The sequence below is a fragment of the Anabaenopsis tanganyikae CS-531 genome (assembly GCF_029891675.1).
Taxonomy (GTDB): Bacteria; Cyanobacteriota; Cyanobacteriia; order Cyanobacteriales; family Nostocaceae; genus Anabaenopsis; species Anabaenopsis arnoldii.
Window position 1 is genome coordinate 1 of the sequence record NZ_JANQDF010000141.1, and the last position, 14,336, is coordinate 14,336.

A 14,336-nucleotide genomic window follows, 5' to 3' on the forward strand; every position below is an offset into this window, starting at 1 on the left:
AACGCCACGCAGTTCTATAACTTATCCCTACCTTTTTTGCATAATCAGATAGTTTCATTCATTTAATGATCGTACACTCATAATATTATACTACAAATGTACATAAATGACTATAAATTCATTAAATTATTGTAGACCTGATCATGTCTGCTAAACCGTTGACAGTGATCCCATTGCCCACAGCTGCCATTTTCCATTCATTATTGTGTCGATATACTTCCGCCAATATCATTCCTGTGCTCCCCTGATAATCTCTACCTGAGAGGTTATATCTAGCCAGTTCTTTGTTATTATCTGCATTGACTAAACGCACAAAAGCATTTTCAACTTGGCTAAAGTCCTGTTTACGGCGAAGGCATTCATAAATATTGATTACGAAAACCAATTTAGCAATCTGGGTTGGTATCCTAGGTAAGTCAACAATAATCACCTCATCATCCCCATCACCAGCACCAGTTAAGTTATCCCCTGTATGAATAATGGCTTTTGACGAATGCTGAAGATTCCCAAAGTAGACAATATTCTCTTTACTCGTTAACTTACCATTGGCATCTAGGCAAATTACAGAAGCATCCAAATCATACTGAGCACCACCAGCAAAGTTACTAAAAAACCCACCGCCGGATGTTTTTGCTACATCCCAGCCTAGTCCACACATCAACTTAGTCAGGGTGGGAGCTTCCTTAGACAGAGAAATTCTCTGTCCTTTTTGTAAATTAATTCCCATATCTCATCTCCTAGCTATAACGATCTAATAATGCTTGTAAGCCACCTTGATAACCAGATCCGACTGCATTTAAACGCCACTCTCCATCTTTGCGATAGATTTCAGCCATAATTAATGCAGTTTCAACAGAGTAATCCTCAACCAAGTCGTATCTAACTACTTCTTGATTAGTCTGAGCATTAACGATACGAACAAAAGCATTTTGAACCTGACCAAAGTTTTGACCTCGTTTTCCGGCTTCATGAATAGTTACCGTAATCACAATTTTCTGAATATCAGCAGGAACCTTTTGCAGACTAATCTTGATGACCTCATCATCACCATCACCAACACCTGTCAGATTATCCCCTGTGTGTTCTACTGACTTGCTTGCATCTGGACTAGTCCGGTTATTGTAAAAAATAAAGTGGTCGTCAGATATCAACTTTTCGTTACTACCGAGTAGAAAAACTGATGCGTCTAGGTCAAAGTCATAGCCAGTGTCCGTTGGTTTCACATCCCACCCCAAACCAACAAATACCTCCGTAAGTCCCGGCGCAACTTTTTCTAGTGAAACCCGTTGTCCTTTTGTTAACGTAACTGCCATTTTTTTGGTCTCCTGAAATTCAACCTTGAACGAATAAATTTGTAAAGTGCCTAACTTCTCATAGAATTGGTATGACCAACCATCTTACTGGGGTAAATGAAAATGCTGACTTTTCCCCCAGTAAAATGGTTTTAGCCTTCTGGAGAATTACCTAGTTATAGCGATCAAGGAGCGCCTGTAAACCACCTTGATAACCAGACCCGACTGCATTTAAACGCCACTCACCATCTTGACGATAAAGTTCAGCCATGATCAATGCTGTTTCGATGGAATAATCTTCTGTAAGTTCATAGCGGACAGCTTCTTCTTTTGTCTGCTCATTCACAATACGTACATAGGCATTTTGTACTTGACCAAAATTTTGATGGCGTTTTTCTGCGTCATGAATAGTCACAGCGATCGCAATTTTTTCAACCTCATCAGGTACTTGATTCAAAGAAACTTTGATTGTCTCATCATCTCCTTCACCTATACCTGTCAGGTTATCTCCTAGATGTTGTACTGCTTTATCAGCATCAGGACTTTTAGGATTGTTATAAAATATAAAATGGGCTTCAGATATGAGCTTATCATGAGAATTGAGCAGAAAAGCTGAGGCATCTAAATCAAAATCTGTGCCGGTATCAGTAGACTTTACATCCCATCCAAGACCAACAAAAACTTGAGACAGACCCGGTGCAACTTTCTCCAGAGAGATACGTTGTCCCTTCGCCAGATTAATTGTCATTATTCAAGACTCCGTGATAATTCAGGTAATATGTAGTCGGAATATATGTATATAGCCTTTTTCAGGCTCATGAAGTACACACCAATTCCCTGTTCCCTGTTCCCTGTTCCCTGTTCCCTGTTCCCTGTTCCCTGTTCCCTGTTCCCTCAAACTAAAAAAAATTGTACCTCACGAGCATGGGAAATGCTATAATTGAAACTCTAAGGGATTCAAAGACAAATTTTGACATATTTCTCGCACAACTTGCTTCTCGGATTCCTCGAAATTATTATCAGCCGAACCGATGCTACAACATACTATAATCAATAATTTTGCAGCATCGGAATTATTCTTGAACTTACTAATAGCTTTTAGTGCTTGTTCTTTACCAATATCTGAGTCAAACTCAAAACCACTCACAAAATAGTTGAATCTCTCAATGACATCATTCATCTCAAATACACGCAGTTCCTCACTTCTAGCAATGAAACCAGCCATTTTTTGTTTTTCCGTAGAATGAATATGTCCATCTGCAGCTGCTACTAAAGCGCATCCCGCAACAATAGCATCCATGAATTCTTTGTTTTTAAACCGCACAATAGAATCATGGAGATTTTTTTGTTGTTCTTTTACCCAATTTAAAAAAGTCACGACAGTACTCCAGTTTTACTTGATGCTCAGAGGATGTCTGCTGCATTGCATAGCAACAGATATAAATACTTTCAGTTCATCTATCGGAGGTAATCATCCGCATTGAAAGTTTTGGATGAAATGTATCATAATAAACCGAATTAATTTTGACAACTAAGAGTATTGTATAAATATAATCATCTATCTAAAGATAGATATTTAATCAAAAGATGATCATATCCTCACCTAGCGGCTAAACCCCAAGATTGCTACTCGCGCCTTATAATCTATGATACATACTTATTATTAGTAACAAAAAATACTTTTATTTCCATCTTAGCCACTATACTTACATCTGTTACCAAAACTATTTCTGGGATGCAAATCATTGACCATGACAAATTGACCAGCATCGTAACTCATAAATTCCAGATTGCTCTTGAGTAATTAGGTCGGTATAGCTTACCCTAAGTATGCAATATTATTGTGTCACACCCAATGCAGATGGATTGGATTAGCTTACTCAAAGCTCAACAAGCTGACTTCCTTCAACGTGTGAAAAAACCTAAAACTTATGATTTATCCTTGCTGGAAAGTCAAGTTAAAGCATCTCACCGTGAGAGAATAGTATTCTCTTGTGAGGAATTGCTGAAGATAACCGAATTTTCCCGTCAGCAAGCCGAAATTGTCGCCAAAAATCCACCCCCTACACCACCGGAATATCCCGACCCGGATGACTGGGGGATGACTTTTCCCGAATACTTCCAGAAGCAAGCACAAGAGTATCTTTTCCGAGAGCAAATTGTGGGGTTAGTGATGGCTGAATGTCTGGGTAAGTTAGTCAAAAAAATCCCACAGGACAGTGTAGAACACATGGTGTTAGATGATGAAGGGAATTTGCGCGGAGAGAGCAAATTTGCCTACCTGTTGGCTAATAATCCTAATGTTAGTATTCAAGTTTACGCAGTTGATGGAGAAAGTGTTAATAGTATTAAGAAAAATAAAGTGAGGTGGTCAGTTACTCAGGATGATTTGAAGAATTATCAAGTATTAGTTTTTCTGTGTTTACTGCACCCATTCACTGATATGAATTATTACCAAAAACATTGTATCATTGCGGGTTTTTTACCAACCAGCCAAATTAAATTTCCCGAACCAAAACTGTATGTTACTCCCGATCATTTCTTGTATGCGGGGGGTTTGAGTTGGTATTTAGAATCATTAGTTACCCAAGGAAATATCAAAAAACCCACACAGCCATTAGTTGAACAACAGATAATAGTAGAAACAGTGCAAACTTTGCCAGCAGAACACCCGCAAAAGGCAATAATTGGTGATTGGGAATGTTGGCAAACATTGAAAGGCCACACTAGAGGCATTAATTGTATAGCTTTTAGTTCCAGGTCTAACAATGGCACAACCTCCCCCATATTAGCAAGTGGTAGTTATGGGGAAACAAAGCTCTGGGATTTAAGTAAGGGTGAATTAATCCAGACATTATCAGAGTATCCTTGGGTAGTGTCTGGAGACGTAGATATGGTAAATTCTCTAGCCTTTAGTTCAGATGGACAAACTTTAGTTACTGGTAGTGCTGATTCCACGGTCAAGATTTGGCACGTAGGCGCATTAGATTTAATCGATATTCTGCACAAGCATAATGCTATGGTGCGGTGCGTTGCATTTACACCAGATGGACTGATGTTAGCAACGGCTGGGGATGATAGAAAAGTCTTATTTTGGGATTTGACCCAACGTCAGGTAGCGATCGCCTTATCTTTAGATGATACAGCCGCTCATTCCCTAGTTTTTAGTCAAGATGGGCAAATATTAGCTACAGGTAGCTACCGCAAAATCAAAGTTTGGCGGACTTCACAACCCAGCGGGTGGAAAACTCTCAAACATTCACCACCCCCATACAGCCTCACCGGTCATTCTCACATCGTCTCTGCCATGACTATCAGTGCCGATGGTAAACTACTAGTCAGTGGTAGTTGGGATCAAACAATTAAAATTTGGCACTTGGAAACAGGGAAATTAATTCGTACCCTCAAGGGTCATAGAGATAAAGTGTATGCTGTAGCCCTGAGTCCTGATGGACTTATCGCCAGTGGTAGTGCAGATCAAAGCATCAAATTGTGGCATCCAGAAACAGGCGAATTGCTAGCTACTTTTAATGGCCATAGCCATACAGTTACAGCCCTAGCCTTCACAGATTCGGGTGAGATGTTAGTTTCTGGAAGTTTTGATCAAACAATTAAAATTTGGCAGAGAAGCTGATTGGAGAGGCATTTGATGAGTTTATGAATCAAATTTGGATGTATATGCAATTACAACGAATTTCCGACTTAAGATACAACCCTAGGTAGAGAATGACAGATAGCCATAGCCAATAGCCTAGATACAACCCACTAACAGAGGTGAAGTTATGGCAGTATCTGCAGTTGATATTTCTAGAAGTCTCAGCGGCATAGATTTTCCAGCCAATAAACAGGATTTAGTCAACCATGCCAGACAGAAAAACGCCAGTCAAGAAATAATCAACATCCTCCAACAAATGGCAGAAAGGGAATATGGCAATATGGCAGACGTAGAACATGCCTTTGGTGAAGTGAGATAATTTCATGAAGAAAGCGATCGCCCTAGAAATAGGGCGATCGCTAAACAATTCACGCTAAAATCATTAAACCAGAAGTGATTGCATCAATGGTCTGTCTGCCAATAACTTACCGGTTCGTAACCACTCATCCAATTCATCTGGTGCTTCAACTTGGTTAAGGAACTCACGCAATTGAAGACCTTCCAGAATTTCCTTATCCAATAATGCCTGTGCAATCTCCTCTAGCAACTTGCGGTTATAATGCAAAATACTCAAAGCGATGTGATGAGCATTATCTAGACTCAGCTTCACTTCCCGATCAATTTCTTCAGCCACCTTGGGACTAATACTACGGCGGGGATTAGCATAACCTTCCAGGAACTGCTGTTGAATCTTCTCAAAAGCCACAGTACCCAACTTCTCACTCATCCCATAGATAGTAATAGCTCGTTCTGCCAAATCAGTAGCTTTCTGGATATCATCAGCAGCACCAGTAGAAACCTTCCCAAAAACAATTTCCTCAGCAGAACGGCCACCCAATAAAGTAGCAATGCGTCCGCGAATTTCATCTTCTATCATCAAGAAGCGGTCTTCTTCGGGCATCTGAATTGTATAACCCAAAGCACCCACACCACGGGGTACAACAGAGATTTTTTCCACCTTACCAGCACCAGGCATTAACGCACCGATGATGGCGTGACCAACTTCGTGATAGGCTACTGTGGTTTTCTCCAGTTCATTCAGCACACGAGAACGTTTTTCTAAACCAGCCACCAACCGCTCAATAGCTTCATTAAAATCTGCCATTAATACTGCAGGGCGATTTTGTCGGGCTGCTAACAGTGCAGCTTCATTGACTAGGTTAGCTAAATCTGCTCCCGCAAAACCAGGAGTTCGACCCGCAATAGTTGATAAATCAACATCATCAGCTAATTTCACATTTCTCGCATGGACATTCAGAATAGCTTCACGACCGCTTTTATCAGGACGGTCAACCACAACTTGACGGTCAAATCGACCTGGACGACTTAATGCGGGGTCAATGACTTCGGGACGGTTGGTCGCTGCAATGATAATCACCCCTGTGTTAGCGTCAAAACCATCCATTTCACTCAGTAGCTGGTTGAGAGTTTGTTCACGCTCATCATTACCGCCCATAATCGGCCCAGCACTTCCACGAGACTTACCCAGTGCGTCTAATTCGTCAATAAACACAATACAAGGGGCTTGCTGTTTGGCTTGGTCGAACAAGTCACGCACCCGGGCTGCACCTACACCCACAAATAATTCAATAAATTCTGAGCCAGAAATACTGAAAAACGGCACACCAGCTTCACCCGCTACGGCTTTAGCTAGCATGGTTTTACCCGTTCCCGGAGGTCCCACCAACAATACGCCTTTAGGAATTTTTGCCCCCAGTCTGGTGTATTTACCGGCATTTTTGAGAAAATCAATGATTTCTTCTAGTTCTGCCTTAGCTTCATCTACACCGGCAACATCACTAAATTGTACACCCGTGATGCCTTCGGAATAGATGCGGGCTTTGCTTTTACCTACTGTCAATGCAGCCGGACCGCTACCTTGACGACTGATCACAAAAGCCCAAATCCCAAAGAAAATTAATGGGGGTGCAATCCAACTGAGTAAAGTACCAATCCAGGCATTTTGGGATGGTGGTGGTGCTGTAAATTCGACATCATGCTCACGCAGAATTTTGGGCAAATCTAAATCGATGGCTACTGGCGTAGTGGTGAATACCTGTTTTACAGTTTCACCTTCAGCAGTTTGGGTTTTCATGGTATACTCAATGCGATCGCTACCCACAACCGCCTGCTCCACTTGATTATTTTGCACCTGCGCGATAAACTCACTGTAGGGAACTTGAGCTTGCCGCTGCCCAAACAAACTGGGAACAACCAAGTTAAGCAGTAATAAAAAAGTCAATAGAATCAGCAAACTACCGCCCAATTGCCTAGGTTTTGGTGCTTTATCTGGTCTTTGGTAATTATTATTAGTTTCTACAGGCATTTAGATACACCCTCCTTAGTCAGTTATCTTTTGATGTAGTAAACTCACCTGCACACTGCTGTATCAGTTCCTAATAGAATTTGCCTCATGCCAAAACACACAAATACATATAGAGATGCCTAACCCAGGTGCTGAACTACTATTAGCAACAAAAAAATTCACACAGCAACAATTTTGGCAGTATTGATCTCAAGATTTGTCTCTATATAGGTTTATTCTAGAAACTAAACCCAGTCACCTAATATCGGGTATACCCCACAGAGAAATGTGTATTGCCGTACTATTATGAAAAATAATTTAGGATTTGTAGCTAAATTGCTGGTGGTTTCCGGTTTGCTGTCCCTATTAATTAAATACGCAGGACCGCATTTATCCATAGCCGCAACAAATGCCAATGCCCTGATTATAGTTCTGTTACCGAATCTGATGCTCGCGATCGCTTTATTTTGCAGATTCCAATCAATACTCAAACAAAATTAGTAGAAATTGGTAAAATCAGCTAAGGTAACAATGATACATCTGGGGCAGGACTGTGAACCTTGGGCAGTGGATTGGCTTAATCGCTATAGTTCTTTGTTTGTATATCTTATGGCAAATTCGGCAAGTTCTATTGCTGATATTTGCTGCAGTGGTTTTGGCTACTACCTTAAATCGCCTAGCCAAACGTCTTCAAAGCTTAGGCTTGAAACGTGGCCTCGCTGTTCTCCTATCGGTGTGTATTTTCTTCGCCGGTGTAGTATGTTTTTTCTGGCTGATTGTTCCCCCTTTTGTGCAGCAGTTTCAAGAACTCACTTATCGCGTTCCTCAAGGTTTTGCTCTTTTTAATAGTTGGCTAAAGGAACTAGAAACCCTCGTTCCCACTCCACTGGTTCCCTACCTCCCTAATCTCAGTCACCTGATTGCACAAGCACAACCCTTTCTCAATCAGGTATTGGGTAACTCTTTTGCTTTTGTTTCTGGCTCCCTAGAAGTCCTAGTTAAGATGTTATTACTCCTAGTACTAACGGGGATGTTATTAGCCGAACCTCAAGCCTATCGCCGATTATTTATTCGCCTATTCCCTTCATTTTATCGCTCAAGAATAGATGGGATTTTGGATCAATGTGAACTTTCATTGGAGGGATGGATAACAGGTGCTTTTATTGCTATGAGTGTGGTGGGAATATCAAGTGTGATCGGCTTATATATTTTGGGTGTCAAAGCCGCTCTAGCTTTGGGCGTTTTAGCAGGATTTCTCAACTTAATTCCTAATTTAGGTCCTACATTGAGTCTAATACCAGCAATGGCGATCGCCTTGTTAGATACTCCCTGGAAACCTCTGCTAGTGTTGCTTCTCTATCTTGTGATTCAACAGATTGATGCCAACTTTGTGACTCCCACTGTCATGGCACATCGCGTTTCTATACTACCTGCTGTGACCTTAATTTCCCAACTATTTTTCGTTACTTTCTTTGGTTTTTTAGGATTATTTTTAGCATTACCTTTGACTGTGGTTGCTAAGATTTGGTTGCAAGAAGTATTGATTAAAGATGTTCTAGATGAATGGGGAAATAGTCTCGGACAAGAAAGTGAGTTAGTAATCATTTCGCCATCTTCTCTCTCAGATCATGATCCTAATAAAGTAACTCAAAATAGCAGCATGGAACCAACAATTGATGAAATTTTTCCAGCAGAAGAATAATTAATCATCTATATTTTATTTCCGGTTTATTTCCGGTTTATTTCCGGCAGTTTTTATGTTAATGTAAAATGTAAATAAATTTTGCAGTATATCCAGCCATTCTGTAGCGAAATATGCTGTATTTACTACAAATGTTGCTCCTCTGGGTAAACACAAAATTTTCTTAACTTTTTGTATGGTTATAGTAGCAGCCGTTACTCTTTCACAAGTAGGATTTATGTTATTTATTATTATTAATCCCTGATCCTGAATATTTTAGGTAACAGGATCAGGAATATCCTAGCATTACCCATCTACAGGAATTTATGCGTAGGATGAGATTTTATTTTTACTCTTATCTAGGGTTCTGTGTACTAAATTTGTAGCAGTTATATTCTAAGTATAATCACTTGAAAAAAACCAACCTACTTCAGGAAAGGTAAAGTAGCCAGAAAACCTCTTCAGTGTCCCCTTGTGGTCAGGATAATTTTTAACGCCCATCTAACTTGTATCTAGCAGAGAATGAAAATTTATCCACATTTATCGGTCATTGGTCAAAGGGTAAATCTGATGCACATCAGTATCTTCATAAACCATGAGGATGTAGTCTTCTAAAATTATCAAAATTAATCAGATTTCCGAGTGTTTTAAATAACTTAAAAATAGGAATCTCATTATGCTTACTTTGTTCAAATTTAATATTTATCTCAAGAAAGTATTATGTATTTGCTGTATACATACACCGATGATATTATACTAAATATTATTGATATATTTGGTATAATATCCTGTTCAATAAGATGGAATATAGCCTTTTTCAGGCTCATGAAGTACACACCTATTCCCTATTCCCTGTTCCCTCAAACTAAAAAAAAATGTACCTCACGAGCATGGTAAATGCTATATCCTGTTCAAAATCATGATGTTGTCGATATAAAAAATGACTTTGTATATAATATTGTGTTCTAAATGAATATGTAATGAACCGTATTTTGTGCAGTGACAGAAAGGAATGAAATTCACAAAACCACCCTGTATACGCAGAATAATTAGCAGTATCTTAATCAAAAAATAATATATGTAGATAAGTTTGTCCAAACTATCTGTTTCATAAAGATTGCACTAATTAGGGCTAAACATTTATGTTTAGTCTTATAGCCTCCGGAAACTAAGGTATATACTTTGAAAAAAGGAAAATAAAGCAGTGACGTACAACATAACAAAAACCGTTATGCATGAAAGCTTACAACTCGATGAAATAGTCGAATTTGCTGAAAATCCTGAACCACGCTGTCCTTGTGTGCTATTGCTAGATACATCAGGATCAATGCAAGGAGATCCTATAGAAGCTTTAAATCAGGGCTTGCTGAGTTTGAAGGATGAATTAGTCAAAAATTCCTTAGCATCCAGAAGGGTTGAAGTAGCGATCATCACTTTTGATACTAATGTGAATATAGTCCAGGATTTTGTCACAGCCGATCAATTTAACCCGCCCATTTTGACAGCCCAGGGACTAACGACTATGGGGGCAGGAATTCATAAAGCATTGGACATGGTGGAAGAGCGTAAATCTTTATATCGTGCCAATGGCATTGCTTATTATCGTCCTTGGGTGTTCATGATTACAGATGGAGAACCACAAGGTGAATTAGACCATCTCATAGAGCAAGCAGCGCAACGCCTACAAGTAGATGAAGCTAATAAACGAGTTGCATTCTTCACAGTAGGTGTAGAAAACGCTAACATGATGCGCTTAAATCAATTAGCAGTGCGAACCCCACTCAAACTCAAAGGACTTAACTTTATTGAGATGTTTGTTTGGTTGTCAGCCAGTATGTCAGCAGTTTCCCATTCTCAGGTAGATGAACAGGTAGCACTACCACCCATTGGCTGGGGTACTCTTTAATCGGGTTAGCGTCGCTTACCGTAGGTATCGTGGCTTACATTCACACGAGCTATGCCTGAAAAAAAATCTATGAATACAACATTGAAACAGATATCTCATTGGCAAGTAGTGGCTGCATCTGTATGCGGTACAAGCCACATCAGAAATAAGCAGCTGTGTCAAGATGCTCACCACTGGCAGCTACTACCAGGTAATGTGTTGCTCACCGCGGCTGCTGATGGTGCAGGTTCTGCCAGCCAGGGAAAAGTGGGAGCAATGGTAGCTGTAGAAAAAGCAATAGAAACCCTTGCTATCAAACAAATTACTAGAGATTCCCTTGCAGATGATGCAATTGTGCGATCGCTATTGAATGAAGCCTTACTAGCAGCCAAAAAAGCGGTAGAGGATGCAGCAAGAACTGGCAGCAAACAGCCTCAAGATTTAGCAACTACCCTAATTATAATGGTTGCTACCCCGGATCTGGTCGCCGTGGTACAAATTGGTGATGGTTTAGCAGTGGCCAAGGATCGCATGGGTAACTTAATGGCACTGACAAGACCTGATCATGGAGAATACATCAACGAGACAACTTTTTTAACTTCCCCTCATGCCTTAGATACAGCGCAAATCAGATTATGGCGTGAAAACATAGTTAATATTGCCGTCCTTACCGATGGACTACAAATGCTGGCCTTAAATATGCTGGTGGGCGAACCTCATAAACCCTTCTTTTTTCCCTTATTCGACTTTGTGGAGAATGCCGAAGATCAGACAACAGCCAAGGAACAGTTGGTGAGGTTTTTAGGTTCTGAACGGATTACCCAACGTACTGATGATGACCTGACCCTGATTTTAGCAGGTCTTAGGAATGCTCAATGATCTTTTATCTGAGCAACGTTGTGGTGATTTTGCGAGATTTGTATTTTACATAACCCCATTCATCGTAATTTTATCATGCAAGTCTTACGTTGTTTTCCCAAACAAGAAATTATCAACCTCAGCGTGAGTTTGGGGCGTGGCGGTGAAGCTTGTATCTATACAGTGCCCTCCTGTGGTGATTTAGTCGCTAAAGTCTATCACAAACCAACAGTTGCTCACGCCAACAAACTCCAGGCGATGCTGGACAACCCTCCAGAAAACCCTACAGCTAGCTTGGGGCATATTTCCATTGCTTGGCCGCTGGATTTATTACGGTCAAAAGACCAAGACAATCGCATCATCGGCTTTTTAATGCCTCGCATTCGTGGGATGCGCCCCATTATAGACTTTTACAATCCCAGAACTCGTCGCGAACACTGTCCCTTATTCAATTATCAGTATCTGCTACGCACCGCTCGTAATTTGGCCGCGGCTTTTGCAGCTTTGCATAATAGTGGATATTGCGTTGGTGACGTCAATGAGTCAAATATTCTCGTTAGCGATACAGCACTGGTGACCTTGGTTGATACTGACTCGTTCCAAGTGTACGATCCTGATCAGAATGTTGTTTATCGCTGTCCTGTAGGTAAACCAGAGTTTACCCCACCAGAACTACAGAATAAAATTTTTGCTCAACACGATCGCAAAATCACCCATGATTCCTTTGGGCTGGCGGTGTTGATTTTTCAACTTTTAATGGAAGGTACTCACCCCTTTTCGGGAATCTTTCAAGGTGTTTCTGAGCCACCACCCTACGAAGCCCGGATTGCTGCGGGACATTTCACTTATAGTCAAAAGCGTCACGTACCTTATCTCCCTACCCCCATCGCACCCCCTTGGGAAATGCTGCATCCCAAGTTGCAAGAATTGTTTTTACGTTGTTTTGAAGATGGTCACGATCACCCACATCTGCGCCCCAACGCCCAAACTTGGTTATCAGTTTTAGCCCAAGCAGAAGATAGCCTGATTACTTGTACTGCTAATCCCCAGCATCGCTATAATCACCATTTAGATAGTTGTCCCTGGTGTAAACGTGCTTTGCGCTTAGGTGGACGTGATCCATTTCCATCACCTAGAGCAGTAGAAAATCGCGAACATCTGCGCCCACGATTTGTACCTAAAAGGCGTTACGCCCAGCGTCCACGTTCTCCACAACCAGTCAGGCCGCAATCCCAAATAAATCATTGGCAGTTACCTAAGTATTCTGTTTATCAACGTCAAAAAAACACAAAGTTTTATCCCGCTATTTTGTGTTTAGTGGGTTTTGGTGTGTTGGGGTATTTAGACGTAGCAATTAAATTTACTCGTCCTTATGTTTCTCAAAATACCTACACTCAACAAACTTTGATAACTCCTCCTCAACCCCAGCCAGATACTCTGACTTTCGCCGATTACTATCAACAGGGTCATGCTGCTTACCAAGCAAAAGATTATCACAAAGCAGTACAACACTTTAGCCAAGCTATAGAACAGGTAGCAACAAATGCTAGTGCTTATGTTCACAGAGGTAATGCCCGCTATGAATTGAGGGATTATGAAGGCGCTCTGGCAGACTATAATCAAGCTTTGCAGATTAACCCTCAAGAAGTTAAAGCTTTTATCCACCGAGGCAATGTTCATTATATGCTGGCTGAATATAGCCACGATCCCGATCGCGAATATAACCTAGCGATCACTGATTTTACTCAAGCTTTATCGCTGAACGAGCAAGAAACAGAAGCCTATATTAAAAGGGGTATTGTCCGTTCGGAAATGGCTAGATATAGCGGTCAATCTGTGCAAGATTATCAAAAAGCTATTCTTGATTTGACCCTGGCGATTCGACTGAATGCATCCAAAGCAGAAGCTTATTTTCATCGCGGTGAAATCCGCTATAGAATGGCACAGTTTAGCAGCAACTTTATTCCAGAATATCAACAGGTAATCGCTGACTTCAACCAAGCACTAAAAATCAATGGTAACTTGGCGAAAGTCTATCTCAAACGAGGGATGATTCGCTATGAACTTACACAGTATGCTGGACAAGACTCTGATCGAAATAACCTCAAGGCTATTCAAGATTTACAAACCGCTGCCAAACTATCCTTGGAACAAGAGGATACACACAGCTACCAGCAAGCCATGAGCAGTATTTGTGTAATTATAGAAAGCCAATGTACTGCTTTATTAAAAAATTCTGCCATGTGGTAATTACACCTGTAACTTAGCAAGTATAGTCTTGAATCAATAACTATAACTATTTTATTACCAAATATAGTCATCCTATTTGACTTGAGAAATTATGAGTGAGGAAAGGGAACAGGGAACAGGGAACAGGGAACAGAAATTGTTCATGAATCATTTAGGATTGCTATATTTTGATTATATCGAACAAATAAACATGACAATCTAAACATTGTCATGTTTAGCTATTTTGGCTCTACCGTACTTGTTATGCTAATTTAACAACTGGTTCGAGGGAACAGGGAACAGGGAACAGGGAACAGAGATTAAGAAGGAATATTCAGGCATTTTCTTCAATAACCAACATTATTTCCCTTATACGGTAAGCCTTTTCGGATTTTATCAAAACAATTTAGCATATTAGGTACTGAAGAACC

General features: G+C 40.5%; 12 protein-coding genes. 7 read left to right on the plus strand and 5 right to left on the minus strand.

Annotated features, from left to right (window positions below; genetic code table 11):
• Positions 1–121 precede the first annotated feature (121 nt).
• From NWP22_RS13920 to NWP22_RS13935, 4 genes are all read right to left on the minus strand, one after another.
• Positions 122–727: a TerD family protein gene (locus tag NWP22_RS13920; RefSeq protein ID WP_271731462.1), complete on the minus strand. Its 606-nt coding sequence runs from the start codon at positions 725–727 to the stop codon at positions 122–124.
• Between the two features lie 10 nt (positions 728–737).
• Positions 738–1,313: a TerD family protein gene (locus NWP22_RS13925; protein ID WP_271731460.1), complete on the minus strand. Its 576-nt coding sequence runs from the start codon at positions 1,311–1,313 to the stop codon at positions 738–740.
• A 151-nt stretch (positions 1,314–1,464) separates the two neighbouring features.
• On the minus strand, positions 1,465–2,040 hold the full coding sequence (locus NWP22_RS13930; RefSeq protein WP_271731459.1) for a TerD family protein: 576 nt from the start codon (positions 2,038–2,040) through the stop codon (positions 1,465–1,467).
• Positions 2,041–2,226: 186 nt separating this feature from the next.
• A complete protein-coding gene (locus NWP22_RS13935; RefSeq protein WP_271731458.1) occupies positions 2,227–2,670 on the minus strand; it encodes a tellurite resistance TerB family protein in 444 nt (147 codons plus the stop codon).
• A 483-nt stretch (positions 2,671–3,153) separates the two neighbouring features.
• Here NWP22_RS13935 and NWP22_RS13940 point away from each other — a divergent pair, with 483 nt between their 5' ends.
• Together NWP22_RS13940 and NWP22_RS13945 are read left to right on the plus strand one after the other, a co-directional pair.
• The gene (locus NWP22_RS13940) at positions 3,154–4,926 is read left to right on the plus strand and encodes a WD40 repeat domain-containing protein (RefSeq protein ID WP_271731463.1); all 1,773 of its coding nucleotides are present in this window, start codon (positions 3,154–3,156) and stop codon (positions 4,924–4,926) included.
• 148 nt (positions 4,927–5,074) lie between these two features.
• Positions 5,075–5,266 carry a DUF2795 domain-containing protein gene (locus NWP22_RS13945; protein WP_271731457.1) on the plus strand — a complete coding sequence of 64 codons (192 nt, stop codon included), beginning with the start codon at positions 5,075–5,077 and terminating at the stop codon, positions 5,264–5,266.
• A 63-nt stretch (positions 5,267–5,329) separates the two neighbouring features.
• Here NWP22_RS13945 and ftsH read toward each other — a convergent pair whose 3' ends face one another.
• Positions 5,330–7,273: an ATP-dependent zinc metalloprotease FtsH gene (gene ftsH, locus NWP22_RS13950; RefSeq protein ID WP_271731456.1), complete on the minus strand. Its 1,944-nt coding sequence runs from the start codon at positions 7,271–7,273 to the stop codon at positions 5,330–5,332.
• 285 nt (positions 7,274–7,558) lie between these two features.
• Between ftsH and NWP22_RS13955 the strand changes: the two genes are divergently transcribed.
• From NWP22_RS13955 to NWP22_RS13975, 5 genes are all read left to right on the plus strand, one after another.
• Positions 7,559–7,753 carry a hypothetical protein gene (locus NWP22_RS13955; protein ID WP_271731455.1) on the plus strand — a complete coding sequence of 65 codons (195 nt, stop codon included), beginning with the start codon at positions 7,559–7,561 and terminating at the stop codon, positions 7,751–7,753.
• A gap of 52 nt (positions 7,754–7,805) precedes the next feature.
• Positions 7,806–8,954, plus strand: coding sequence for an AI-2E family transporter (locus NWP22_RS13960; RefSeq protein WP_271731454.1), 1,149 nt, complete (start codon positions 7,806–7,808; stop codon positions 8,952–8,954).
• 1,210 nt (positions 8,955–10,164) lie between these two features.
• Complete coding sequence (locus NWP22_RS13965) at positions 10,165–10,839, plus strand: vWA domain-containing protein (RefSeq protein WP_271731453.1); 675 nt, start codon at positions 10,165–10,167, stop codon at positions 10,837–10,839.
• A 69-nt stretch (positions 10,840–10,908) separates the two neighbouring features.
• Complete coding sequence (locus tag NWP22_RS13970; protein ID WP_271731452.1) at positions 10,909–11,697, plus strand: PP2C family serine/threonine-protein phosphatase; 789 nt, start codon at positions 10,909–10,911, stop codon at positions 11,695–11,697.
• Positions 11,698–11,772: 75 nt separating this feature from the next.
• Positions 11,773–13,926, plus strand: coding sequence for a tetratricopeptide repeat protein (locus tag NWP22_RS13975; RefSeq protein ID WP_271731451.1), 2,154 nt, complete (start codon positions 11,773–11,775; stop codon positions 13,924–13,926).
• Positions 13,927–14,336: the final 410 nt, after the last annotated feature.

Bases quoted from the DNA above. Each gene is read 5' to 3' on its own strand.
- NWP22_RS13945 (WP_271731457.1), top strand. From the start codon at position 5,075: ATGGCAGTATCTGCAGTTGATATTTCTAGAAGTCTCAGCGGCATAGAT.
- NWP22_RS13965 (WP_271731453.1), top strand. From the start codon at position 10,165: ATGCATGAAAGCTTACAACTCGATGAAATAGTCGAATTTGCTGAAAAT.
- NWP22_RS13925 (WP_271731460.1), bottom strand. From the start codon at position 1,313: ATGGCAGTTACGTTAACAAAAGGACAACGGGTTTCACTAGAAAAAGTT.
- NWP22_RS13975 (WP_271731451.1), top strand. From the start codon at position 11,773: ATGCAAGTCTTACGTTGTTTTCCCAAACAAGAAATTATCAACCTCAGC.
- NWP22_RS13930 (WP_271731459.1), bottom strand. From the start codon at position 2,040: ATGACAATTAATCTGGCGAAGGGACAACGTATCTCTCTGGAGAAAGTT.
- NWP22_RS13940 (WP_271731463.1), top strand. From the start codon at position 3,154: ATGGATTGGATTAGCTTACTCAAAGCTCAACAAGCTGACTTCCTTCAA.
- NWP22_RS13920 (WP_271731462.1), bottom strand. From the start codon at position 727: ATGGGAATTAATTTACAAAAAGGACAGAGAATTTCTCTGTCTAAGGAA.
- NWP22_RS13955 (WP_271731455.1), top strand. From the start codon at position 7,559: ATGAAAAATAATTTAGGATTTGTAGCTAAATTGCTGGTGGTTTCCGGT.
- NWP22_RS13970 (WP_271731452.1), top strand. From the start codon at position 10,909: ATGAATACAACATTGAAACAGATATCTCATTGGCAAGTAGTGGCTGCA.
- ftsH (WP_271731456.1), bottom strand. From the start codon at position 7,273: ATGCCTGTAGAAACTAATAATAATTACCAAAGACCAGATAAAGCACCA.